This is a genomic window from Streptomyces sp. NPDC094032, from assembly GCF_040303965.1.
Classification (GTDB): Bacteria; Actinomycetota; Actinomycetes; order Streptomycetales; family Streptomycetaceae; genus Streptomyces.
In genome coordinates, this window is record NZ_JBEOUE010000009.1 from 225796 (window position 1) to 249275 (window position 23480).

A 23480-nucleotide genomic window follows, 5' to 3' on the forward strand; every position below is an offset into this window, starting at 1 on the left:
GTAGCACTGGCGATCCACGAACACTTCTGCGCGCCCCCTCGGAGGCGATGCCCCGCGGCTCCGCTGCCTCGTTACGGGGGAGCGGTCATGTCCCGCCCTCGGTGAACGTCCGGCAAGACCGACCGAGGGCGGGACCCAGTCCCCATCGATGACGTGCAAGACAGAGACAGGAGACCACGGTAATGAGTGATCTGTACGAGCGGGAGCTGTCCGGCGATTTCGCCGCCCTCTGCGGGGGCGGAACGGACAACGACGGGAACATGGAGAGCTGCATCACGCTGGCCGAGCTGCGCGGCGGCGGGTACGCGCTGGGCGACAGCAAGCCCGAGGGCGCGGGGCGTGAACTGCGCATGAGCGCCGCCGAGATCACCGCGTTCGCGCGGAGCTGGATCGACAGGATCGGCGCCGCCGAATAGTCCACGACGGGACCCGCGCCACCGGCGTCGGGTCCCGTTCGGCTCTCCCCACCGAAGGAGTCCGCCATGCCGCTGGCCGATCTCGTGGACGACGTCCCGGAGATCCTCAAGAACTGGCCCACCGAGCCGCTGCTGTTCCACCGCGCCCCCGGCGCCCTCGCCCACCTGTGGTCCCTCGACAGCGTCCTCCGGCGCGAGATCCAGGGCGAGACCGGCTGCCTGGTGCACGTGAACGCGTACCTGACCCCGCCGGGCGCGCAGGGGCTCAAGTACCACTACGACCCGTACGTCACTCTGATCGTGCAGCTCTCGGGGCGGAAGGCCTGGCCTCTGCATCCGCCCTTCGTCGAGAACCCGATGACGGAGCACGGGAACTTCCTGGAGAGGGGATTCACGAGGGAGGAGAGGCACCACCTTGCCCACACCGCTCCGGTGCGGACCTTCACCCTGGAGCCCGGCGACGTGTTCTGGCTGCCGCGCGGCTTCGTCCACTCGCCGTACGCCGTGGGGCACGAGCCCTCGCTGGAACCCGGCGACGTGGCCGAGCTCGCCCGTCAGGCCACCCGCGCGTGACACGGCGGCACTGGCACGCCTACGCCTACACCGGGCGGTCCTATCCCGACTCCGCGATCCGGCGGGGGGAGGCCCCGTCCGACTATCCGCCGATCGAGATCAAGGACTGGCTGCGGCGGCCGGCCGCTCAGGTCGTGGTCACCTGCACCGGCGTCGAGGAGGCCGTCGGCTGGGTTGAAGGGGAGCTGACGCAGAATCCGCCCGTCGACCAGGAACACTTCCCCGTCTGGGACCGATTGCAGTACGTCCGCGAGACGCTTCTGCTGACCGCCGGCGGTGACGTCGTGCTCGGCTACTACTCGAAGGCGCGGCAGTACGTCTCCCGGGCGCTCGTCGCCTGCCCGAGAGGGGAGGGGGACGGCTGCCCCTACGGGGAGTAGGGAGAGACGCGGGCCCCGGCGGAGGACCGTACTCCGCCGGGGCCCGGGCCGGTCCGTCAGGCGAACCGGGCTATCGGGTTCACCAGGTCGCCGACGAGCTGGAGGGCTGCCGACGGGTCCGCCAGGTCGACCATCTGGCGGTTGTTGCGCAGCTGGAGGCGGTTGAGGGCCGAGAGGGCGAAGGTGTCCGTGAACATGTCGTACTGCTCGAAGCGGTCCGACAGGGCCGGGTTGGCCGACTGGTAGCCCTTCACGCAGGCGGCCACCGCGCGCCAGAAGTCGTCCTCGTCCAGGACGCCCTCGGCGGCCAGCGTGGCGCCGAGGAAGCGGAAGAAGCAGTCGAAGACGTCCGTGAAGACGGAGAGGAGCTTCATGTCCTCCGGGACCTCGGCGCGGACCCGCTCCACCGCCGGCGGCAGGACCGCGTCCGGGTCCATGACGCAGATCTCCTCGGCGATGTCCTTGAACACCGCGCGCGAGACCGCGCCCTTCTCGTCCAGGACCAGGATCACGTTCTCGCCGTGCGGCATGAAGACCAGGTCGTACGCGTAGAAGCAGTGCAGGACCGGGAGCAGGTACGCGTCCAGGTAGCCGCACAGCCACTCGGTCGGGGTGAGGCCCGACTCCTTGATCAGGGCGCCCGCGAAGGACGCCCCCGCGTGGTCGACGTGGAGGAGTGAGGCCATGGTCGCGAGGCGCTCGCCCTCGGCGAGGGAGGCCACCGGGGACTCGCGCCACAGGGCGGCGAGCATCTTGCGGTACGGGGAGTAGCGGTCGGTCGCCGCCTCGTACTCCAGGTGCCGGTAGCCCACCGCCGCGCGCTCGCGGATGATCGAGAAGCGGGCCGCCTTCAGGACGGAGTCCGCCTCGATCAGGCCGGCCAGCCAGTCGTTGATGGCCGGGGTGGCCTCCATGTAGGCGGCGGAAAGGCCGCGCATGAAGCCCATGTTGAGGACGGAGAGGGCCGTTTTGACGTAGTGCTTCGTCGGGTCGGCGGTGTTGAAGAAGGTACGGATGGACTGCTGCGCCAGGTAGGCGTCGTCGCCCTCGCCCAGGTACACCAGGCGCTGCTGGGCGACCTCGGCGGCGAAGGTGACGGACAGCTTGTTCCACCACTGCCACGGGTGGACCGGGACCAGGAGGTAGTCGGCGAAGTCCAGGCCACGGGCCGCGAGGGTCGCGGCGAAGGCGTCGATGGCCCCGTCGCCGAGCTCGGCCCGTACGAAGGTCTCGTAGTCGATCCCGGCGCCCGCGGTGAAGGCCGTGCGGTCGCGGTGCGCCGCCAGCCACACCAGGTGGATCGGGGCGGCCGCCTCGGGGGCGTACGCGCGGTACTCGTCGACGCCGAAGCCGAGCCGCCCGTTGTTGGCGACGAAGCAGGGGTGGCCCTCGGTCATCCCGGTCTCGATCGCCTGGAAGTCCGCGCGAGCCAGCTCCGCGGCCGTCACCTGCGGTTTCGTCGACTTGTACGCCGTGCCGGCCAGGGTGGAGGAGATCTCCTCCAGGTAGACCGGGAGGATCTCGTCGCTGAGGCCGAGCGCCGTGCGCAGGCCGGTGATGAAGCGCAGGGCGTCGAGCGGGAGCTGCTCGCTCCCCTCGTGGCAGCTGATCGAGTCCGGGTAGATCTGCCAGTGGTCCAGGGCGAACCGGTCGGCGGTGAAGCGGTACTCGGTGCCGCCGTCGTCGCTCAGCACCCGGTAGCGGCCCTCGCCCAGCTCCTGCGGGTCGAGCAGCCGCTCGTGGGCGAACTCGGCGAGACCCTTGCGGATCAGGGCCCGGTTGGCGTCCGCCCAGCGCTCGGGGGTGAGGTGGGCGACGGGGTCGGTGAAGGTGCTCATGCGGTGGCTCCGGTGGCGGCCTCGAACTGCGCGCGGGTGCAGAAGCTCAGCAGAGCCGTCTTCTCCGGCTTCTCGATCTCGCGGTCGGGGACGAACCCGACGGCGGCGTTCAGCGCGTGCACGGCCGTGTTGCGCACGTCCGGCTCGACGACCACGCGGGCGGTCGCCGGGTCGGCGAACAGCTCGCGCATCACGGCGGTGATCACCAGGCGGGTGAAGCCGTGCACGGGGGTGTCGGTGGGGGCGACGAGGAAGTGCATGCCGACGTCGCCGGGCTCCGGCTCGTAGAGGCCGACGAGTTCGGCCTTCGCCGGGTCGTAGCGCTCCATGAGGAAGGCGGGCGCGCCGTCGACCAGACCGATGAAGGCGTCGTGGTGCGGGTGGGCCGCGATCTCCATGTAGGCGCGCTCGACGTCCTGGAGTTTCGCGTCCTGCATCATCCAGAAGGCGGCCTTGGGGTCGGTGACCCAGGGGTGGATCAGCTCGGCGTCCTTGAGCGGGTCGAGCGGGCGTATCTGGACGGACTGGAGGGACTGAACGGACTGGGCGGACTGGACGGTCATACCGCGAACTCCTGGAAAGCGATGGTCTTCTCGACGGGGTAGTACTCGGCACCCAGCATCTCGCCGATGATGTACGCGTTGCGGTACGCGCCCATGCCCAGGTCGGGCGAGGTGACGGAGTGCGCGTGCACGGCGGCGTTCTGGAGGAAGACGCCCCGGCCCGTCGTGTCGATCGAGTAGTTGCGGGCCACGTCGAAGCGGCCCTGGGAGTCCCAGCGGAGGCGGTCGCGGACCGGCTCCAGGAAGGCGGGGACGGCGTACTTGTAGCCGGTCGCGAGGATCAGGCCCTCGGTCTCGACGGTGAAGTCCTTCTCCTGCTCCTCCTGGTGGAAGCCGAGCGTGTAGCTCCCGGAGGTCTCGCCCGTCTTCTCGTACGAGGCCGAGCGCAGCGCGGAGTTGGTGAGCAGGCGGGTGGGGACGGGGCCTGCCAGGTTCTTCTGGTAGAGCAGGTCGAAGATCGCGTCGACCAGCTCCCCGTCGATGCCCTTGAACAGACCCTTCTGCGCGGTCTCCAGCCGGGAGCGGGTCGCCTCGGGGAGCGCGTGGAAGTAGTCCACGTACTCGGGGGAGGTCATCTCCAGGGTGAGCTTGGTGTATTCGAGGGGGAAGAAGCGGGGGGAGCGGGTCACCCAGTTGAGGCGGTAGCCGTGGACGTCGATCTCCGAGAGGAGGTCGTAGTAGATCTCGGCCGCGCTCTGGCCGCTGCCGACCAGGGTGATCGACTTCTTGCGCTGGAGGGCCTCCTTGTTGGGGAGGTAGCGCGAGTTGTGGATGAAGTCGCCGCCGAGGTCCGCGCAGGTCTCGGGGACGTGCGGCGGGGTGCCGGTGCCGAGCACGATCCGGCGCGAGCGGAACGTTTCGCCGGACTCGGTGGTCACCACGTACTCCTCGGTCGCCTCGTCGTACGAGACGGTGGAGACGGTGGTCGAGAAGCGGACGTTCGACAGCTTGGCGGCGGCCCAGCGGCAGTAGTCGTTGTACTCGGTCCGCAGCGGGTAGAAGTTCTCGCGGATGTAGAAGGAGTAGAGCCGGCCCTTCTCCTTCAGGTAGTTGAGGAAGGAGTACGGCGAGGTCGGGTCGGCCATCGTGACCAGGTCCGACATGAACGGGGTCTGGAGGTGCGCGCCCTCCAGGAACATCCCGGAGTGCCACTCGAAGTCGGGCTTGGACTCCAGGAACACGCCGTTGAGTTCGGCGATCGGCTCGGTCAGGCAGGCGAGGCCCAGGTTGAACGGACCGAGCCCGATGCCGATGAAGTCGTATGTCTGCGGCGTCTCAGGCGTGGACAAGGTTCTCTCCCAGGTACTGCTCGGCGTGGCCGGCTATCAGATCGAGGACGGCGGCGATGTCGGCCACGGTCGTCTCGGGGTTGAGCAGGGTGAACTTCAGGTACTGGCGGCCGTCGACCTTGGTGCCCGCGACCACGGCCTCGCCGGAGGCGAACAGGGCCTTGCGGGCGTAGAGGTTGGCCCGGTCGATCTCGGCGGGCGAGGTGACGGCCTCGGGGATGTAGCGGTAGACGAGGGTGGACAGGCTGGGCTGCACGACCACGTCGTAGCGCGGGTCGGCGGCGAGCAGCTCGAAGCCCTCCCGGGCCAGGTCGCAGACCTCGTCGAAGAGCTCGCCGATGCCGTCGGCGCCCATGACGCGCAGGGTCATCCACAGCTTGAGCGCGTCGAAGCGGCGGGTGGTCTGGAGGGACTTGTCGACCTGGTTGGGGATCAGCTCCGCGACCGTGCGGCGCGGGTTGAGGTAGTCGGCGTGGTAGGTCGCGTGGCGCAGGGTGGCGCCGTCGCGGACCAGCAGGGCCGAGGAACTGACCGGCTGGAAGAAGGACTTGTGGAAGTCGACGGTGACCGAGTCGGCGGACTCGATGCCGTTCAGGAGGTCACGGCGGGTGCGGGAGGCGAGCAGTCCGCAGCCGTAGGCCGCGTCCACGTGCATCCAGGCGCCGTACTCGGCGGCCAGGGCGGCGACCTCGGGCAGCGGGTCGATGGAGCCGAAGTCGGTGGTGCCGGCGGTGGCGACGATCGCCATCGGGACCAGGCCCTCGGCGCGGCAGGCCTCCAGCTCGGCGGCGAGGACGACCGACTGCATCCGCTTGTCGCGGTCGACCGGGATGGAGATGACGGCGTCGGCGCCGAGGCCGAGGAGGGTGGCCGACTTCTGGACGCTGAAGTGGCTGCACTCGGAGGAGAAGATCCGCAGTTTCGCCAGGTCGGCGGGGCCGGACAGGCCGGCGGGCGCCTTGGCCTCCTCGCGGGCGAGCAGCAGCGCCTGGAGGTTGGACTGGGTGCCGCCGCTGGTGAACACGCCGTCGGCGGCGGGTCCGAGGCCGATCCGGCCGGTGGTCCAGTCGATCAGGCGGCGCTCGATCAGGGTGCCCCCGGCGCTCTGGTCCCAGGTGTCCAGGGAGGAGTTGACGGCGGAGAGGACGGCCTCGCCGAGGACGGCGGGGATGACCACCGGGCAGTTGAGGTGGCCCAGGTAGCGCGGGTGGTGGAAGTACACCGCGTCGCGGAGGTAGACGTCCTCCAGCTCGTCGAGGGCGGCGGAGGCGTCGCCGAGCGGCCGGTCGAGGTCCACCGCGTCGACGACGGGGGCGAGCTCGGCGGGCGTGACACCGCTGAACGGGCCGCGCGTCGTGGCGAGTTTCCTCGCCACCCGCTCCACTCCTTCGGTGACGGAGCGTCGGTATGACTCCGCCGTCGTGTCGTTGAGCAGGTGGGAACGCATGTGGGGACCCTTCCGGGTGTGGGGGACGCGGTCGGTCAAGGCTTAGTAAGGTTAGCCTAACCTAATCCCCATGTACAACAACGGCCCCCCAACCCGCGAGGGTTGAGGGGCCGTCGGCCCTGTGGGGGGTATGTGGGGGCAGGCCCCGTACGGGGGGCTACACCGCTTCCTGCGTCGTGTCCCGCGTCGTGTCCCGCTCCGCGTCCTGCGTCGTCTCGTCCGGCACCTCGCGCAGGGCGTCCTCCGAAAGGCCCTTGCGCCAGTAGCCCACGAACGTGACCCGGCGCTTGTCGAGACCGCGCTCGCGTACGAAGTGGCGGCGCAGCGCCTTCACCGCGCCGGACTCGCCCGCGATCCAGACGTACGGCGCCTCGCCGGGGAGCTCGGCGCCCGCGACGGCCTCGACGGCGGTCGGCGCGCCCTCCTCCCGTACCAGCCAGGTGATGGTCGCGTCGGCCTCGGTCGCCAGCTCCATCCGGTCGCCGGAGTACGGGACTTCGAGGTAGACGTGGGCGCGGGTCTCGGCCGGCAGCCACTCCAGGATCGCGGAGGCGGCCGGCAGGGCCGTCTCGTCGCCCCAGATCAGCACGGAGTCGGCGTCCTCGGGGAGCCGGAAGCGCACCCCGGTGTTCTCCGCGACCGCCGGTCCGAGCACGACCACCCGGTCGCCGGACTTGGCGTGCTGGGCCCAGCGGCAGGCGGGCCCGCCGTCCTCGTGGACCGCGAAGTCGATGTCCACCTCGGGCACGGGGGAGTGCCGCTGCTCGCGCACGGTGTACGAGCGCATCACGGCCCGCTCCGAGTCGGGCATGGCCCGCCAGGCGCCCAGGATCGCGTACATGTCCGGGTTGTCCAGCGGCGGCAGGACGGGGGCGTCCTGTCCCGGGTGCGGCAGGAAGAGGGAGAGCGACTGGTCGCGGCCCCCGGCGGCGAAGCCCTTCAGGTCCTCACCGGTGAAGGTGACGCGGACCAGGGTCGGGCCGAGCCGCCGCGTCCGGTCGACCTGGAGGCTGAAGAACTGGAACGGGGCGGTCTCGGCGTTCGTCATGGGTCAGGACACCTTCTTGGCGTTCTCGAGGGCCTTGGCCAGGTCCTCCAGGAGCGGGGCGCACTTGGCGTACGAGTAGATGGGCTCGGTCACGCGGGGGACGACCTGGCCGGCCTTGACGGCGGGCAGCGCGGCCCAGGTGGGCTTGGACTTCAGGGCCTCGGGCTGCAGGGCCGAGGTGCGGTTGTCGAGCAGGATGACGTCGGCCTTGTACTTGTCGACGTTCTCCCAGCTCAGGCCCTCGAACCAGCCGCCCTGGTCCAGCTTGGTGGGCGTCACGATGTTGACGCCGAGGCTCTGGAAGAAGAGCGTGTCGGTCGGGCGGACCGGGGTGGAGACGTAGAAGAGGTCCGGCGAGGCGGAGCCGATGAGGACCTTGATGTCCTTCTTGCCGGCGGCGGCCTTGCGGACGCGCTCGGCGGCGGCCTCGAAGCGGGCCTTGTCCTTCTTGATCTGCTCGGTGTTCACGTCGGCGCCGAGCGAGGCGGCGAGGTCGGCGTGGCGCTGGAGGACCTCGGGCATCGTCTTGTCGGCGGCCCACAGGGCGACGCTCGGCGCGATCTTGGCGATCTTGTCCTTCTGCTCCGCCGGCACGTACCAGAGGTCGTTCTTCTCCCACATGTCCGTGACGAGCAGGTCGGGCTGGAGCTTGAGGTACTCCTCGGTCTTGAACTCGCCCCAGACGTTGCCGATGACCTTGACCTTGTTGATGTCGAGGTCGCCCGCCTGGACGTCCGGCGTCACGGCGCCGGTCTTCGGGTCCTTGACGGTGGTCGGGCCGAAGACGCCCTTGACCTCGACGCCGAAGTCCTTGAGGGCGGCGGCGGTTCCGGTGAAGGCGACGATGTTCTTGGGCGTGCTCTTCGCCTCGACGACCGTGCCGCGGTCGTCGGTGAACTTCCAGGGACCCGACTTCTCGGCGGCCTTGGCGGGGGCGTCGCCACCCTTGCCCTCGGCGCCGCCACCGCAGGCGGTGAGCGTGGCGACGAGCCCAAGGGCGCCGCCGGCGGCGATCAGGCCGCGGCGGGTGAGGAGGGTGGCTCGGGCGGTGCTGGGCATGGCGAAGTCGCTTTCGGTACGAGCCGGGGTCGGCCTGGGGTAGTCGAAGGTAGGTTAGCCTAACCTCATCAGGATCAACAGGGGTGGGGTCGGGGGGTGCGACCGGACACGCGGAAGCCCGCCGCCCCTAGGGGGACGGCGGGCTTCCGGGGGCGACCGCGGCTCAGCCGGTCAGGCCCAACTCCCGGGCGATCAGCATCCGCTGGACCTCGCTGGTGCCCTCGCCGATCTCCAGGATCTTCGAGTCGCGCCACATCCGGGCCACCGGGTACTCGTTCATGAAGCCGTAGCCGCCGTGGATCTGGGTCGCCTCGCGGGCGTTGTCCACCGCGACCGTCGAGGAGTACAGCTTCGCCAGTGCCGCCTCCTTCTTGAAGGGCTCGCCCTGGACGAGGCGGGAGGCCGCGTCGCGCCAGCCGACGCGAGCCATGTGGGCCCGCATCTCCATGTCGGCGATCTTGAACTGGATGGCCTGGTTGTCGCCGATCGGACGCCCGAAGGCCTGCCGCTCCTTCGCGTACTTCACCGACTCGTCCACACAGCCCTGCGCCAGACCCGTAGCAAGGGCCGAGATCGCGACCCGGCCCTCGTCCAGGATGCGCAGGAACTGCGCGTAGCCGCGGCCCTCCTCGCCGAGCAGGTTCGCCGCCGGGACGCGCACGTCCTGGAAGGACAGCTCGCGGGTGTCCGAGGCGTTCCAGCCGACCTTCGAGTACGGCGCGGCGACCGTGAAGCCGGGCGTGCCGGACGGGACGATGATCGAGGAGATCAGGGGCCGGCCGTCCGCCTTGCGGCCGGTGACCGCCGTGACCGTGACCAGGCCCGTGATGTCCGTACCGGAGTTGGTGATGAAGCACTTCGAGCCGTTGATGACCCAGTCGTCGCCGTCCCGGACGGCCGTCGTCCGCGTGCCGCCCGCGTCCGATCCCGCGCCCGGCTCCGTCAGGCCGAACGCGCCGAGCATCTCGCCGGAGCACAGCTTCGGCAGCCACGCGCGCTTCTGCTCCTCGGTGCCGAAGCGGAAGACCGGCATCGCGCCGAGCGAGACGCCCGCCTCCAGGGTGATCGCCACCGAGGAGTCCACCCGGGCGAGCTCCTCCAGGGCGATGCCGAGGGCCAGGTAGTCGCCGCCCATCCCGCCGTACTCCTCGGGGAACGGCAGACCGAACAGGCCCATGCGGCCCATCTCGCGGACGATCTCGTACGGGAACTCGTGCCGCTCGTAGAAGTCGCCGATCTTCGGGGCGACGACGTCGTGGGCGAACTCCTCGACGGTGCGGCGGAGTTGCTCGTGCTCTTCGGAGAGCCGGTGGTCGAGGGACATGCTCAGGACTCCTTGTGGGAGAGCGCTCTTACGGTACGGGACGGGCTCGGGCGGCCCAGTTGTTCGGCCATCCAGCCGCTGGTGGCGGTCAGGGCGGCCAGGTCGACCCCGGTCTCGATGCCGAGGCCGTCGAGCATCCACACGAGGTCCTCGGTGGCCAGATTGCCGGTCGCGCTCTTCGCGTACGGGCAGCCGCCGAGGCCGCCCGCGGAGGCGTCGACCGTGGTCACGCCGTGCCGGAGCGCGGCGAGCGTGTTCGACAGGGCCTGCCCGTAGGTGTCGTGGAAGTGCACGGCGATACGGGAGGTGGGCACGCCTGCCTCGTTCAGCGCGGTCAGCAGTGCCTGGACGTGCCCCGGGGTGGCCACGCCGATCGTGTCGCCGAGGCTCAGCTCGTCGCAGCCCATCTCGGCGAGCGCCTTGGTGACCCGGACGACCTGCTCGATCGGGACGGCGCCCTCCCAGGGGTCGCCGAAGCACATCGACAGATAGCCGCGGATGGTGAGCCCCTGCTCTATCGCCCGGGTCACCACCGGCTCGAACATGGCGAGCGCCTCGTCCACGGTCCGGTTGAGGTTGGCCTTGGCGAAGGACTCGGTCGCCGACGCGAACACGGCCACGTGCCGGGCGCCGAGCGCCAGCGCCCGGTCCAGGCCGCGCTCGTTCGGCACCAGCACGGGCAGCCGGACCGGGAGGGCGCTGATCTGGGGGAACAGCTCCTCCGCGTCCGCCAGTTGAGGCACCCACTTGGGGTGCACGAAGCTGGTCGCCTCGACGGTCGAAAGCCCGGCCGCCGCGAGGCGCCGCACGAACTCGGCCTTCACGTCGGTCGGGACGACCGTCTTCTCGTTCTGCAGCCCGTCCCGGGGCCCCACTTCATGGATCCTGACCCGGGCCGGGAGCGCCGGATCGGCCACGGTCATCGGCAGGCCGCTCATGCCGACTCCTCCTTCTCCTCACGCGGGGCGACGACGGCCAGGACCTGGTCCATGGCGACGGTCGTGCCGGGAGTGACGTCCAGTTCGGTGACGGTGCCGGCGTGCGGGGCGGAGATGACGTGCTCCATCTTCATCGCCTCCACCACCAGCAGACTCTGCCCGGCCTCCACCTCGTCCCCGACCGCCACCTTCACGACGGTCACGGTCCCCGGCATCGGCGCGGCCAGCGTGTCCGCCCCGCCGTGCCGGGCGCCGGAGAGCGCGGCGGCGACGGGGTCGTGATCCATGACGTGCCAGGAGTCGCCGTCGCGGCCGAGCCAGGCGCCCGCCCGGTGGAAGTGGTGGGTCACCCCGTCCACCGCGACGGTGACCGACCGGTCCGACACCATGGTGTGCGCGGGCGCGCTGACGGTGACGGGTTCGAGTCCCGCTACTCGCAACGGGAAGGCCGCCGGGGCCGGGGTGCCGCCCAGGCGCCAACCGCTCGGCACCGAGAAGGGGTCCGTCCAGCCGTCGCGGGGCGCCGGGGACAGCCCCGCGAGACGCACCGCGGCAGCCGCCGCGTACACCTCGTCCGGGACCGCCGTGTCGACCAGGCTCTCCGCGTCCCGCTCCACCAGACCCGTGTCCAGGTCGCCCGACACCACGTCCGGGTGGGCGAGGAGGCGGCGCAGGAAGCCCGCGTTGGTGGGGACGCCGAGGGTGACCGTCTGGGCGAGGGCCGCGCGGAGGCGGCGGAGGGCCGTGGGGCGGTCGGGGGCGTGGACGATGACCTTCGACAGCATCGGGTCGTAGAGGGACGAGACCTCCGAGCCCTCGCTCAGGCCCGAGTCCGTCCGCGCCCCGCCGCCCTGCGGCTCGTGCAGCGCGAGGACCGTGCCGCCGGAGGGCAGGAAGCCGCGGGCCGGGTCCTCGGCGCAGATGCGTGCCTCGATCGCCCAGCCGTCCAGGCGTACGTCCTCCTGCGCGAAGCCCAGCGGCTCGCCCGCCGCGACCCGCAGCTGCCACTCCACCAGGTCCAGGCCCGTGATCAGCTCGGTCACCGGGTGCTCGACCTGGAGGCGGGTGTTCATCTCCATGAAGCAGTACGCCGACGGGTCGCCGCCCGGGACGATGAACTCGACCGTGCCCGCGCCCACATACCCGCAGGAGCGCGCCGCCTCGACCGCCGCCGCCCCCATCGACGCCCGCAGCTCCGGCGTCAGCAGGACGCTCGGCGCCTCCTCGATGATCTTCTGGTGGCGCCGCTGGAGCGAGCACTCGCGCTCGCCGAGGTGCACGACGTTGCCGTGGGCGTCGGCGAGGACCTGGATCTCGATGTGCCGCGGGCGGTCGATCCAGCGCTCCACCAGCAGCGTGTCGTCGCCGAAGGAGGAGCGGGCCTCGCGACGGGCCGCCGCGATCTCCTCCTCCAGGACCGTCAGGTCCCGCACCAGCCGCATGCCCTTGCCGCCACCGCCCGCGCTCGGCTTCAGCAGCACCGGCGCGCCCAGCTCGCGGGCGGCCTCCACGATGTCGGGGTCGGCCGCGCCCGGCACGACCGGGACCCCGGCCGCCTTCACGGTCTCCTTCGCCCGGATCTTGTCGCCCATCAGCGAGATCGCCGACGCGGACGGGCCGATGAAGACGAGGCCCGCGTCCGCGCACGCCTGCGCGAAGGCGGCGTTCTCCGCGAGGAAGCCGTAGCCCGGGTGGACGGCCTGCGCGCCGGTGCGGCGGGCCGCGTCGAGCAGGGCCGGCACGGACAGATACGACTCGGCGGCCGGCGGCGGACCGATCCGTACCGCCGTGTCCGCCTCCCGTACGTGCCGGGCGTCGGCGTCCGCGTCGCTGTACACGGCCACCGAGCGGACGCCCATCTCCCGCAGCGTGCGGATGACCCGTACGGCGATCTCGCCCCGGTTGGCCACGAGGACGGTGTCGAACATGTGCTGCGTCTCGCTCTGCATCTCGCTCTGCATCTCCTGGGGAACCCTCACATCCGGAAGACGCCGAACTGGGGGTCACCCAGGGGCGCGTTGGCACAGGCGGTCAGGGCGAGGCCGAGGACCTGCCGGGTCTCCATGGGGTCGATGACCCCGTCGTCCCAGAGCCGGGCCGTCGCGTAGTAGGCGCTGCCCTGCGTCTCGTACTGCGAGCGGATCGGGTCCTTGAAGGCCTCTTCCTCCTCTGCGCTCCACGCGTCGCCGAGCTGGTCGCGCTTGACCGTGGCGAGGACGGAGGCGGCCTGCTCGCCGCCCATCACGGAGATCTTCGCGTTGGGCCACATCCACAGGAAGCGCGGGGAGTACGCCCGGCCGCACATCGAGTAGTTGCCCGCGCCGAAGGAGCCGCCGACGACCACCGTCAGCTTCGGGACCCGGGTGGTCGCCACCGCCGTCACCATCTTGGCGCCGTGCTTGGCGATGCCGCCGTGCTCGTACGCCTTGCCGACCATGAAGCCCGTGATGTTCTGGAGGAACACCAGCGGGATCCCGCGCTGGTCGCACAGCTCGATGAAGTGCGCGCCCTTCTGGGCGGACTCGGCGAACAGGATGCCGTTGTTGGCCACGATGCCGACCGGGTGCCCGTGGATCCGGGCGAAGCCGGTGATCAGCGTCTGCCCGTACTCGGCCTTGAACTCCTGGAAGCGGGAGGCGTCCACGACCCGGGCGATGACCTCGCGCACGTCGTACGGGGTACGGGAGTCGACCGGCACCGCGCCGTACAGCCCCGCCGGGTCCACCTTCGGCTCCTCGGCCGGCTCCACCGACCAGGGCAGCGGGCCGCGCTCGGGCAGGGTCGCGACGATGTTCCGCACGATCCGCAGGGCGTGCGCGTCGTCCTCCGCGAGGTGGTCGGTGACGCCGGAGATCCGGGAGTGCACCTCACCGCCGCCGAGCTCCTCCGCCGTGACGACCTCGCCGGTCGCGGCCTTCACCAGGGGCGGGCCGCCGAGGAAGATCGTCCCCTGGTTCCGGACGATCACCGCCTCGTCGCTCATCGCCGGGACGTACGCCCCGCCGGCCGTGCAGGAGCCCATGACCGCCGCGATCTGCGGGATGCCGGCGCCGGACATCCGGGCCTGGTTGTAGAAGATCCGTCCGAAGTGCTCGCGGTCCGGGAAGACCTCGTCCTGCATCGGCAGGAAGGCGCCGCCGGAGTCCACCAGATAGAGGCAGGGGAGACGGTTCTCCAGCGCCACCTCCTGCGCCCGCAGGTGCTTCTTCACCGTCATCGGGTAGTACGTGCCGCCCTTGACGGTCGCGTCGTTCGCGACGATCACGCACTCGCGGCCGCTCACCCGGCCGATGCCCGCGATGACGCCTGCGGCGGGGGCCTGGTCGCCGTACATCCCGTGCGCCGCGAGCGGGGCCAGCTCCAGGAAGGGCGAGCCCGGGTCGAGCAGCGTGTCCACGCGGTCCCGGGGCAGCAGCTTGCCACGCGCGGTGTGCCGGGCGCGGGACTTCTCCCCGCCACCGAGCGCGGCCGCGGCCAGCTTGGCGCGGAGCGTCGAGGCCAGCTCGTGGTGGGCCGCCTCGTTGGCCTGCCAGGCCGGCGAGGCGGGGTCCGCCGCACTCGTCAGCACAGGTGCCTGCTGCATCCGTCGAGCTCCCTTGCTCGGTTAATGAGCGTTAACGTATATCGCACAGGTTAACGACCGCTAACAGGGTTGTCCATCGTCAAAACCGTGCCCGAGGTGACGGGTGTGCGACTGGAGGGCGCGCTGGTTCGCTCCGGCCGACCGCGCCCGGCTCGGGAAGTTGTTCGGCGCGATGTGGTCGATCAAGAGGGCAGTCCAGCGCGATGCCCGCGCCAAGGTCGATGCCTACCGCGCCGCATCCCGTGAACGGGAGGAGCAGGGGGCGAAGGTCGTACGACGGCGCCTCGGCCTGTCCCGCGAAGCGCTGGAGCGCTGCGCCTACCGGCATCTGGAGGCCTCGGGGCACCTCAAGCACCACGTTTCGAAGGCCCTGGCGATGCACATGGCCGACGAGGTGTGGAACGGAGTACAGCGGCACCTGTTCCCCGATGCGACCGGCACGTGCTTCGGGCGACCGAAGGCCGGCCGCCTGTATGACTTCACCCGTATCCCCGGCCGCGCCCGCTCCCACACCACCGCGAACAAGTGGGAGACCTTCCGCCTCGTCGGCACCCTTCACGGCCACGCCATGGCGTACACGGACGGCGGTCGGAACCCGTTGACGCAACCCAGACGGATGCCGAAGCCCGTCGTGCCCGAGGGGCGTGTACCGACGGGGAAGGCGATGCCCTCCGGCACGGTCGGCACGCGCAAGGCGACATGGTGGGACCACACCGGACCGCTCGCCGTGGTGTTTCCCGGCGGTCCCGACAGCAAGAGCGATGGCCTCGTGCTCCCCGTCCGAATTCCCCAAGGCGCGGGCCAGTGGGAACGCGTGCGGCATTTCCTCGGCAACTCCGGCCGCTGGCACAAGGTCGACCTCGTGCGCCGCCGGAAGACGTCCGCTCCGGGTGGCTGGGCGTACGAGGCCCATCTGATGGTCCTCGGCTCCGGATACACGGCACCCGCCGTACGGGTCATGCGTGACCAGGCAGCCGCCCTGAACCGGATCGGCGGTGTGGACGGCAACGTATCCAACCTCTCCGTCGTCTCCTTCCCCGCGGACCTCACCGCCGGAACGCCGCTCTCCACCGAGATCACGCTGACCGACGCCGAACGCTCCCGGCTGGGGACGGAGGCGAAGAAGCGGCGGGGCCGCGCGCGTGCTCTGGAGCGCTCCCGCAGGGCGACGAACCCCGCACAGTACGGGCTGTCCAGGAGCCAGTCCGAGCGAGCCGCCCGCCGCGTGGACAAGGGGCTCATGCCCAAGACCGTGATCGTTCCGGGGGGTGCTCGTGTGGCTGGCACGGGTGGGGCGCCGACGCAGCCGTTCCGCCGAGACCGGCTCTCCGCGAAGTACCGGACCCGGCGCTCCCGTCAGGCCGAGCACGCTGTCGGCATCGCCGAACACCGCCGCCACCGCGCCCGTCGTGTGGCGCGCGAGATCATCGCCTCGCACGGCCCGGTGCTGGTCGTGGAGGATTGCGACATCCGTACCTGGTACCGGCTGTGGGGCGAGCGCCTGTCCCGGACCACACCCGGCATGCTCATCTCGGCCCTCAAGGCCGAGTGCGAAGCCGCCGGGGGCAGGCTCCTGCGGGCCTCCACCTGGTCGACGGCCCTGTCCCAGCACTGCCTGTGCGGCGGGCGCGTACGCAAGACCCTCCACGTTCGTGAGCACGAGTGCCCGGCGTGCGGCCTGACCGGCCGACGCGACCTCGTCTCCGCTGCCCTGGCCGCCTTCGTCCGCTTCGCCGACGCGGACGATCCGAAGACCGCGTACCTGGACACCACCGCTTCCAGGCACGCCCGGATCACCTATGCGGAAGCGCTGGAAGAAGCGCTGCGGGAGTCAACCACACCGAGCTCGAAACCGCCCCGGCGGCCGGGCTACGTGGCAGTCACACGACAACGCCGTGAGACCTCTGCTCCCCGAACCGCCGGATGGCGGAACCGAGCGACCCCGGATGAGCCGCGCTCCCGCGACCACGCCGGAAAGCCCGGTCACCGCGCCGGCCGCAGCCCGCAGCTCGCCCTCCGGGCGGCGAAAGGGCCGAGTCTTAGAATCGAATCCATGACCAGCCCCAGCCCGACGCGGATCGACGCGCCCACCCGACGCGAGCAGATCCTCAAGGAAGCCGCCCGTCTCTTCGCGGAGCGCGGTTTCCACGGTGTGGGGGTGGACGAGATAGGGGCCGCGGTCGGGATCAGCGGGCCCGGGCTCTACCGGCACTTCCCCGGCAAGGACGCCATGCTCGCCGAGCTGCTCGTCGGGATCAGCGAGCGGCTGCTCGACGGCGGGCGGCTGCGGGTCGCCGAGGGCGACGGGGATCCGCGTGTCCTGCTCGGGTCGCTCATCGACGGGCACATCGACTTCGCCCTCGACGACCGGCCGCTGATCACCCTCCACGACCGCGAGCTCGACCGGCTCAAGGACGAGGACCGCAAGCGGGTCCGGCAGCTTCAGCGGCAGTACGTCGAACTGTGGGTCGCCGTCGTCCGCGACCTGTACCCGGCGGCGGCCGAGCCGGAGGCCCGCGCCTCCGTCCACGCCGTCTTCGGCCTCCTCAACTCGACCCCTCACCTGGGCGCGCCGCTGGGGCGCACCGGCATGGAGAACCTGCTGCGGAGCCTGGCCCATGGGGCCTTCGGGGCACTGGGCTCGCCCGGGGCCTGACCCCCAGGGCCCGCACCCAGCGGGCACAATGGCGCCCATGCCGATACTCAGCCGCCCCGCCCTCGTCGAGCACCTCGTCCGGACCCGTATCGCGGGCGACGTCGCCACCCCGCGCGACAACAACCTGGCGCACTACCGCCACCTGGCCAATGGTGACCGGCACTACTGGTTCGGCCTGGAGTTCGGCGATCGGTGGACCGATGAGCAGGACGTGCTCGCGGTCATGGCCGAGCGGTGCGGGGTCGTCGACGACCCGGCGCACCGGGCCGGGCAGGACACCATCGATCCCGAGCTGACCGTCGGCGCCCTGGACCGTATGGCCGCCCGTCTCGCCAAGGCCGCCTCGGGCAAGGAGCGGGTGCTGTTCGCTACCGGGCACCCGGGCTCGCTGATCGACGCGCACAGCCGGGTCGCCGCCGCGCTGCGGGCCCGGGGGTGCGACATCGTGCGGATTCCCGGGGGGCTCACCGCCGACGAGGGGTACGTCGTGCAGTTCGCCGACGTCGCGGTCTTCGAGCGGGGGGCCAGTTTGTGGCACACGCATTCGCCGCAGCCCATGAAGGCGATCCTGGACGGGCTTGCCGCCGTGGGCGAGGCCGCGCCGGATCTCGTGGTCGCTGACCACGGGTGGGCGGGGTGTGCGGCGCAGCGGGGGGTCGACACGGTGGGGTATGCGGACTGCAACGATCCGGCGTTGTTCCTTGCGGAGGCGGAGGGGGCTATGCAGGTCACCGTGCCGTTGGACGACCACGTGGTGGATCCTCGGTTTTATGAGCCGCTGACCGGTTATCTGTTGGATGCTGCGGGGCTTGTCGGCTGACCACCCGTGGTGGGTCGGGGGCCGGAGCCGGAGCGGGGGTAGGGGGTGTCCGGACTGCGACCTTCACTTCGCTTCGCTCGTTACGGGCGCTGCCACGTCCGGACACCCCCTACCCCCGCTCCGGCTCCGGCCCCCTCGCGCCGTCGGGCTGCGTGCGGCCCGGGGTCGGGTCCAGGTAGACGCGGCGGATGGCCGGGAAGCGGGTGCGGAGGCGGGACTCCGCGGTTTCGCAGGCGCGTTCTACTTCGGCGGCCGTCGACATGTCCCTGAAGTCGACCTTCGCCGCGACCATCACCTCGTCCGGGCCCTGGATCAGGGTCGTCAGGTCGAGGACGCCGACCACGTGGTCCACGGCGAGGAGTTCCTCGCGGACCGCCTGGCGCATGGGGCGGGGGAGCGGGCGGCCGATCAGGAGTTCCGCGTTGGAGCGGCCCAGGACCCAGGCCACGTAGACGAGGAGCAGGCCGATCAGGATGGATGCGATGCCGTCCCAGGTGGAGGAGCCGGTGAGCTGTACGCCCAGTAGGCCGCCTGCCGCGAGCATCAGGCCCGCCAGGGCCGCCGAGTCCTCCATGACGACCGCCTTGACGGTGGTGTCGGGGGTCAGGCGGAGGTAGCGGGCGAAGGGGGCCTTCATGCGGGTCGCCTCGGCCTTCACCTGCTTGACGGCCGTACGGAGACTGAAGCCTTCTAGGAGGAAGGCGATGCCCAGGACGATGTACGAGATCGTGGGGTCGCCCAGCTCCTCGCCCTCGACGAGGGTGTGGATGCCGTCGTAGAGGGAGAAGACCGCGCCGCCCACGAAGGTGGCGACCGCCGCGAGCATCGCCCAGACGTAGCGCTCGTTGGCGTAGCCGAGCGGGTGGTCCTCGTCGGCCGGCTTCTCGCTTCTTTTGAGGGCCGTCAGGAGCATGAACTCGGTGACGGTGTCGGCGAGCGAGTGCGCCGCCTCGGACAGCATCGCGCTGGATCCGCTGACCACGCCCGCGACGGCCTTGGCGACGGCGATGCCCAGATTGGCCATCGCCGCCACGATCACTGTGAAGGTGCTCTCGCCGTTCTCCGCCATGATCGGACGGTATGTCCGATCATCAGCGCGGTACGCGAACGACACCCTCTTGGATGACCGAGATCGCCAGTCGTCCGTCCTGCGTGAAGATCCGTGCCTGGCCGAGGCCCCGGCCGCCGGACGCGGTCGGTGACTCCTGGTCGTACAGGAGCCACTCGTCGGCCCGGAACGGGCGGTGGAACCACATGGCGTGGTCCAGGGAGGCCCCGACGACGTCACCGACGGCCCAGCCGCCCCGGCCGTGGGCCAGGAGGATCGAGTCGAGGAGGGTCATGTCCGAGACGTAGGTCGCCAGGGCTATGTGGAGGAGGGGGTCGTCCGCGAGTTTGCCGTTGGTGCGGAACCAGACCTGGGAGCGCGGCTCGCGCGGCTGTCCGACGCTTCCCCACGGGGGGTCCTCGGCGTAGCGGAGGTCCACGGCGGCGCGGGCCTCGATCAGGCGGTCCGCGACCTCGCGGGGGAGGTGGCGGGGGAGCATCTCGGCCGGGGCCGGGAGTGATTCCGGGGCCGGGGCGGGTGGCATTGGTGTTTGGTGGTCCAGGCCCTCTTCGTACGTCTGGAACGATGCCGAGAGGTGGAAGATCGGCTGGCCGTGCTGGACGGCCACCACCCGGCGGGTGGTGAAGGAGCGGCCGTCGCGGATGCGGTCGACCGTGTACACGATCGGCGCGCCCGGGTCGCCTGCGCGCAGGAAGTACGCGTGGAGCGAGTGGGCGAGGCGGTCCTCGGGGACCGTTCGTCCGGCCGCCACCAGTGCCTGGGCGGCCACCTGGCCGCCGAAGACGCGGGGGACGATCGAGGGGCGGGACTCGCCCCGGAAGATGTCCTGCTCGATCCGCTCCAGGTCGAGCAGATCGAGCAGGTCATCCAGTGCGGTGTGCGCTTCGGGCACTTACAGGCCCATCGACTTCGCGATGATCGACTTCATGATCTCGCTGGTGCCGCCGTAGATGCGGTTGACGCGGTTGTCGGCGTACAGGCGGGCGATCGGGTACTCGTTCATGTAGCCGTAGCCGCCGTGCAGCTGGAGGCAGCGGTCGATGACGCGGTGGGCGACCTCGGTGCAGAACAGCTTGGCGCTGGCGGCCTCGGCCGGGGTCAGCTCGCCCGCGTCCAGGGCCTCCAGGGCGCGGTCGGCGACGGCCTCGGCGGCGTCGACCTCGGCCTGGCAGGCGGCCAGCTCGAACTTGGTGTTCTGGAAGTGCGCGACCGGCTTGCCGAAGACCGTGCGGTCCGTGACGTACTGCTGCGCGAAGCGGACGGCGGCCTTGGCCTGGGCGTACGCGCCGAAGGCGATGCCCCAGCGCTCGGAGGCCAGGTTGTGGCCGAGGTAGTAGAAGCCCTTGCCCTCCTCGCCGAGCAGGTCCTCGACCGGGACCTTCACGTCGACGAAGGCCAGCTCGGCGGTGTCGGAGGTGCGCAGGCCCAGCTTGTCCAGCTTGCGGCCGATGGAGTAGCCCTCGGACTTGGTGTCCACGGCGAACAGGGAGATGCCGGAGCGGCGGTCCTCCGCGGTCGGGGCGGAGGTGCGGGCGCAGACGATCACGCGGTCGGCGTGGACGCCGCCGGTGATGAAGGTCTTGGCGCCGTTGAGGACGTAGTGGGTGCCGTCCTCGGACAGCTTGGCGGTGGTCTTCATGCCCGCGACGTCGGAGCCGGTGCCCGGCTCGGTCATGGCCAGCGCCCACATCTCGTCGCCCGTGACGAAGTTCGGCAGGTAGCGCTTCTTCTGCTCGTCGGTGGCGAGCATCTTGATGTACGGGAGGGCGAGGAGGACGTGCACGCCGGAGCCGCCGAACTGGACGCCGGCGCGGGAGGTCTCCTCGTAGAGGACGGCCTCGAACTTGTGGGTGTCCAGGCCCGCGCCGCCGAACTCCTCGGGCACGTTGATGCCGAAGATGCCGAGCTCGCCCAGCTTGCCGTAGAACTCGCGGGGCGCCTGGCCGGCCGCGAACCACTCGTCGTAGACGGGGACGACCTCGGCCTCGATGAAGGCGCGGATGGTCTCCCGGAACGCCTCGTGGTCCTCGTTGAATACGGTACGGCGCACGATGCGTCTCCTCCGGTGTGCGGGCGGCCAGCTGTCTAAGCGCTTGCTCAGTCTGTCATCTTCGAAGTTACCCAGCGGTCACCCGGCCTGTCCAGACTCCGGGGCTGTGATCCAGGTCCGACGGGTGGAGTCGTATCCGTAGGTCGGGCGGTTCTTCGTTCCGCTCGTCCGGAAGGGTTCGCCCTGCTCGTCCGCGATCCGGACCGTGCCCCGGCGGCCGTCCGCGGTCCACTCCAGTTCCAGGTACCAGCGGCAGTCGCAGGCGGCGGTGCGGGCCGAGACCAGCAGCTCCTCCGGGTCGGCGGCCGTCACCGCGTACGGGAAGGAGACCGCCGGGATCGTCCTGCCCTCCGCCCCGGACGCGTCGTAGCCGTCCACCGGGCGGGTCACCGGCCTCGGCCGGTCCAGGTCCACCTCCAGCAGGCGCGGTGTGATCGCCCCGCCGCAGCCGCCGTCCATCCGGTACGCGGACCACGGCAGCGGCCTTCCTCGGTCCACCACCCGTACGTGCAGGCCCTGGAGCACCACTGCCGAGGTGTTCTTGCCCTGGACGGACACCCGCAGCAGCGTCTCCCCGCCGTGCACCGCCGCCTGCGCCGCCGCCCATCGGCTCGCGTCGGCGGCCGGTGGTGGGGCGGGGACCTGGGCCGGGGGCTGCGCCGCCAGGTAGGTGTGGCCGCAGCCGTTCTGCCAGATGTGCGAGGCGGTGGTCACGGTCAGGGGTGGGGGTGGGGGTGGGGTTTTGCTCTGGCGGGGGAGGAGTACGGCTGTCAGGGCCAGCGTGGCTGTCAGTGCCAGGAGGCCGGTGGGCAGGGCTGGGTGCCATCGTCGTCGTCGTTGGGGTTGTGGTGGTGCTTCCGGCTCTGGTTCCGGCGGGTGGCGGGTGCGGGATGCCGCCTTCCATGCCTCTTCCAGGGCCTGGTGCTCCTCTGGTTCCGCCCCGCACAGTGCCGCCAGCCTGTCTATTACCGCGAAGTCCTCCGGGACGGTCGTGCCGGAGCAGTAGCGGTGCAGCGTCGAGGCGCTCACGTTCAGGCGGCGGCCCAGTGCCTCGTAGCTTCGGCCGTCCCTTGCCTTCAGCTCGCGTACCAGGCGTGCGAACTGTTCGACCTCGGCGTCCTTCGGCATGTGTCCCCCCATTCCATCCCCTTGCGTCTTCCCACGTCACAGGGGGTGGAATGGTTCCGGGACGGGTGGCATGCCCCAGATCGTTGCCGGGGGTGGCGGGTGCCCCGAGGCTGGTGGGAGCACTGATCGACCGATCCATGGGGGATTCATCGTCATGACCATGTTCCGTAGCGCCTTCACCGTCGCCGCCCTGGGGCTCGCGGCGCTTGCTGTCGCCCCGGCTCAGGCCGCCTCGCAGCCTGCGTTCCTCTCCGCCGGCCAGATGCCGGTGTCGTCCACGCCGTGGACCGCCAGCCGGGTCTTCAGCGGCGTCCCGGAGAACGGTGGTGCTCTCTGCGCGCCGTACACGATTCCGGCGCAGAACAGCCGCTACCGCGACTTCAACACCGAGCTCGACACCAATGGCGTCCAGATCACCACCGTCGCTCCCAGCGAGGCCGCCGCCGTCGAGCTGGTCGACACCCTTCGCGAGTCCCTGGCCGGCTGCGGTCCGCTGCTGGAGCGGCAGAACCCGGGTCTGAAGGCCGTCAGCGCCTTCCACGGGAAGCTGGCCGTCGAGGAGGGGGCCTGGGTGTACAGCTTGGACACCGCCGACCCGGAGGTGGGTAGCACCGATATCCATCTCTTTTCCGTCGGGCGGGACGGGCGCACCGTCACCTTCGTCCGGTGGGGGCAGATGGGGGATCTGAAGGACGCGCCGCTGGCCGCGTTCCGCACGACCACCACGACGGCCGTCGCCAAGCTGTGGTGACTCCTGGGCTCATCTGAGGGCGAACCACAGCTCCATCCGTACGTCCGGATCGTCCAGGTCCAGGCCGAGGAGGGTTGCGCAGCGGGTGATCCGCTGGCGGACGGTGTTGCGGTGGATGTCCGTCGCCGCGGCCGTCCGGTCCCAGCTGCCGTGCAGCGACAGCCAGGTGCGCAGGGTGTCGCGGAGGGGAGGGGTGAGCGGGGCTAGGAGGGCATGGGCGTACGCCTTTGCCTCTTCCGGGTCCACCAGGCCGGCCAGGCCGGATGTTCTGTGCCGGAGCAGGGGGGTGCGGGTTGCCTCCGCTCGGCGCAGGGCTCGGGCCGCCTGGGTGTCGGCGGTGGCGAGGGTGGCTGGGGCGGCGGGGGCGCTTACGCCCAATGTCCAGCCGGGCTGGGGGGTGACGGGGGTGGAGGTCGGCAGGACCAGGCGGACGGGGGTCGCGTGGTCCTGCGGCGCACGGCGGGAGTCTCCCGCCAGACCGTCTCGAACGCCCTCAACGCCCCCCACCGGCTGCGCGCGACCACACTCGCCCGGGTCACCGCCGCCAT

General features: G+C 70.9%; 21 protein-coding genes and 1 pseudogene. 7 read left to right on the forward strand and 15 right to left on the reverse strand.

The genetic code is table 11. The features are described from left to right. The first annotated feature begins 182 nt into the window (after positions 1-182). From ABTZ54_RS16065 to ABTZ54_RS16075, 3 genes are all read left to right on the forward strand, one after another. The gene (locus ABTZ54_RS16065; RefSeq protein WP_351662966.1) at positions 183-416 is read left to right on the forward strand and encodes a DUF397 domain-containing protein; all 234 of its coding nucleotides are present in this window, start codon (positions 183-185) and stop codon (positions 414-416) included. Between the two features lie 66 nt (positions 417-482). Continuing rightward, positions 483-989, forward strand: a complete 507-nt coding sequence (locus tag ABTZ54_RS16070) for a JmjC domain-containing protein (RefSeq protein WP_351662969.1) — start codon at positions 483-485, stop codon at positions 987-989. Next, a complete protein-coding gene (locus tag ABTZ54_RS16075; RefSeq protein WP_351662972.1) occupies positions 986-1369 on the forward strand; it encodes a hypothetical protein in 384 nt (127 codons plus the stop codon). Before ABTZ54_RS16070 ends, ABTZ54_RS16075 begins: the two co-directional genes overlap by 4 nt. Positions 1370-1425: 56 nt before the next feature. Here the strand turns inward: ABTZ54_RS16075 and ABTZ54_RS16080 are convergent, their stop codons facing one another. The 10 genes from ABTZ54_RS16080 to ABTZ54_RS16125 all read right to left on the reverse strand — a co-directional run bounded on the left by ABTZ54_RS16080 (position 1426) and on the right by ABTZ54_RS16125 (position 14458). Beyond that, positions 1426-3207 carry an IucA/IucC family protein gene (locus ABTZ54_RS16080; protein WP_351662975.1) on the reverse strand — a complete coding sequence of 594 codons (1782 nt, stop codon included), beginning with the start codon at positions 3205-3207 and terminating at the stop codon, positions 1426-1428. Further along, positions 3204-3770 carry a GNAT family N-acetyltransferase gene (locus ABTZ54_RS16085; protein ID WP_351662978.1) on the reverse strand — a complete coding sequence of 189 codons (567 nt, stop codon included), beginning with the start codon at positions 3768-3770 and terminating at the stop codon, positions 3204-3206. Before ABTZ54_RS16085 ends, ABTZ54_RS16080 begins: the two co-directional genes overlap by 4 nt. Beyond that, positions 3767-5059: a lysine N(6)-hydroxylase/L-ornithine N(5)-oxygenase family protein gene (locus tag ABTZ54_RS16090; protein WP_351662981.1), complete on the reverse strand. Its 1293-nt coding sequence runs from the start codon at positions 5057-5059 to the stop codon at positions 3767-3769. The genes ABTZ54_RS16085 and ABTZ54_RS16090 overlap by 4 nt, the downstream gene beginning before the upstream one ends. Beyond that, a complete protein-coding gene (locus ABTZ54_RS16095) occupies positions 5046-6506 on the reverse strand; it encodes a pyridoxal phosphate-dependent decarboxylase family protein (protein ID WP_351662984.1) in 1461 nt (486 codons plus the stop codon). Before ABTZ54_RS16095 ends, ABTZ54_RS16090 begins: the two co-directional genes overlap by 14 nt. 157 nt (positions 6507-6663) lie before the next feature. After that, complete coding sequence (locus ABTZ54_RS16100) at positions 6664-7554, reverse strand: siderophore-interacting protein (protein WP_351662987.1); 891 nt, start codon at positions 7552-7554, stop codon at positions 6664-6666. A 3-nt stretch (positions 7555-7557) separates the two neighbouring features. Next, positions 7558-8613 (reverse strand): ABC transporter substrate-binding protein, encoded by a 1056-nt coding sequence (locus ABTZ54_RS16105; RefSeq protein WP_351662990.1) that lies wholly within the window; start codon positions 8611-8613, stop codon positions 7558-7560. 163 nt (positions 8614-8776) lie between these two features. Beyond that, complete coding sequence (locus tag ABTZ54_RS16110; protein ID WP_351662993.1) at positions 8777-9937, reverse strand: acyl-CoA dehydrogenase family protein; 1161 nt, start codon at positions 9935-9937, stop codon at positions 8777-8779. Positions 9938-9939: 2 nt separating this feature from the next. After that, a complete protein-coding gene (locus ABTZ54_RS16115) occupies positions 9940-10875 on the reverse strand; it encodes a hydroxymethylglutaryl-CoA lyase (RefSeq protein ID WP_351662995.1) in 936 nt (311 codons plus the stop codon). Further along, on the reverse strand, positions 10872-12824 hold the full coding sequence (locus ABTZ54_RS16120; protein ID WP_351662998.1) for an ATP-binding protein: 1953 nt from the start codon (positions 12822-12824) through the stop codon (positions 10872-10874). Before ABTZ54_RS16120 ends, ABTZ54_RS16115 begins: the two co-directional genes overlap by 4 nt. A gap of 26 nt (positions 12825-12850) precedes the next feature. Further along, complete coding sequence (locus tag ABTZ54_RS16125) at positions 12851-14458, reverse strand: carboxyl transferase domain-containing protein (RefSeq protein WP_351663001.1); 1608 nt, start codon at positions 14456-14458, stop codon at positions 12851-12853. 1522 nt (positions 14459-15980) lie between these two features. On the opposite strand from ABTZ54_RS16125, the pseudogene ABTZ54_RS35700 reads away from it, so the two are divergent. From ABTZ54_RS35700 to ABTZ54_RS16135, 3 genes and pseudogenes are all read left to right on the forward strand, one after another. Continuing rightward, a pseudogene (locus ABTZ54_RS35700) lies at positions 15981-16106 on the forward strand (hypothetical protein); the annotation flags it as partial. A 405-nt stretch (positions 16107-16511) separates the two neighbouring features. Further along, entirely contained in the window at positions 16512-17114 is a 603-nt protein-coding gene (locus ABTZ54_RS16130; RefSeq protein WP_351663047.1) for an SACE_7040 family transcriptional regulator, read from the forward strand. Between the two features lie 37 nt (positions 17115-17151). Then, entirely contained in the window at positions 17152-17934 is a 783-nt protein-coding gene (locus ABTZ54_RS16135; RefSeq protein ID WP_351663004.1) for a phosphatase, read from the forward strand. A 109-nt stretch (positions 17935-18043) separates the two neighbouring features. On the opposite strand, the gene ABTZ54_RS16140 is transcribed toward ABTZ54_RS16135, so the two are convergent. The 4 genes from ABTZ54_RS16140 to ABTZ54_RS16155 all read right to left on the reverse strand — a co-directional run bounded on the left by ABTZ54_RS16140 (position 18044) and on the right by ABTZ54_RS16155 (position 22181). Beyond that, a complete protein-coding gene (locus ABTZ54_RS16140) occupies positions 18044-19003 on the reverse strand; it encodes a cation diffusion facilitator family transporter (RefSeq protein WP_351663007.1) in 960 nt (319 codons plus the stop codon). Positions 19004-19025: 22 nt separating this feature from the next. Beyond that, complete coding sequence (locus tag ABTZ54_RS16145) at positions 19026-19895, reverse strand: acyl-CoA thioesterase (RefSeq protein WP_351663010.1); 870 nt, start codon at positions 19893-19895, stop codon at positions 19026-19028. Continuing rightward, a complete protein-coding gene (locus tag ABTZ54_RS16150; protein ID WP_351663013.1) occupies positions 19896-21053 on the reverse strand; it encodes an acyl-CoA dehydrogenase family protein in 1158 nt (385 codons plus the stop codon). It abuts the gene before it with no gap. A 78-nt stretch (positions 21054-21131) separates the two neighbouring features. Then, positions 21132-22181 carry a helix-turn-helix domain-containing protein gene (locus ABTZ54_RS16155; protein WP_351663016.1) on the reverse strand — a complete coding sequence of 350 codons (1050 nt, stop codon included), beginning with the start codon at positions 22179-22181 and terminating at the stop codon, positions 21132-21134. A 154-nt stretch (positions 22182-22335) separates the two neighbouring features. On the opposite strand from ABTZ54_RS16155, the gene ABTZ54_RS16160 reads away from it, so the two are divergent. Then, a complete protein-coding gene (locus ABTZ54_RS16160; protein WP_351663019.1) occupies positions 22336-22932 on the forward strand; it encodes a hypothetical protein in 597 nt (198 codons plus the stop codon). Positions 22933-22941: 9 nt separating this feature from the next. On the opposite strand, the gene ABTZ54_RS16165 is transcribed toward ABTZ54_RS16160, so the two are convergent. Continuing rightward, a partial coding sequence (locus ABTZ54_RS16165; protein ID WP_351663022.1) for a PucR family transcriptional regulator occupies positions 22942-23480 on the reverse strand: 539 nt, incomplete at its 5' end.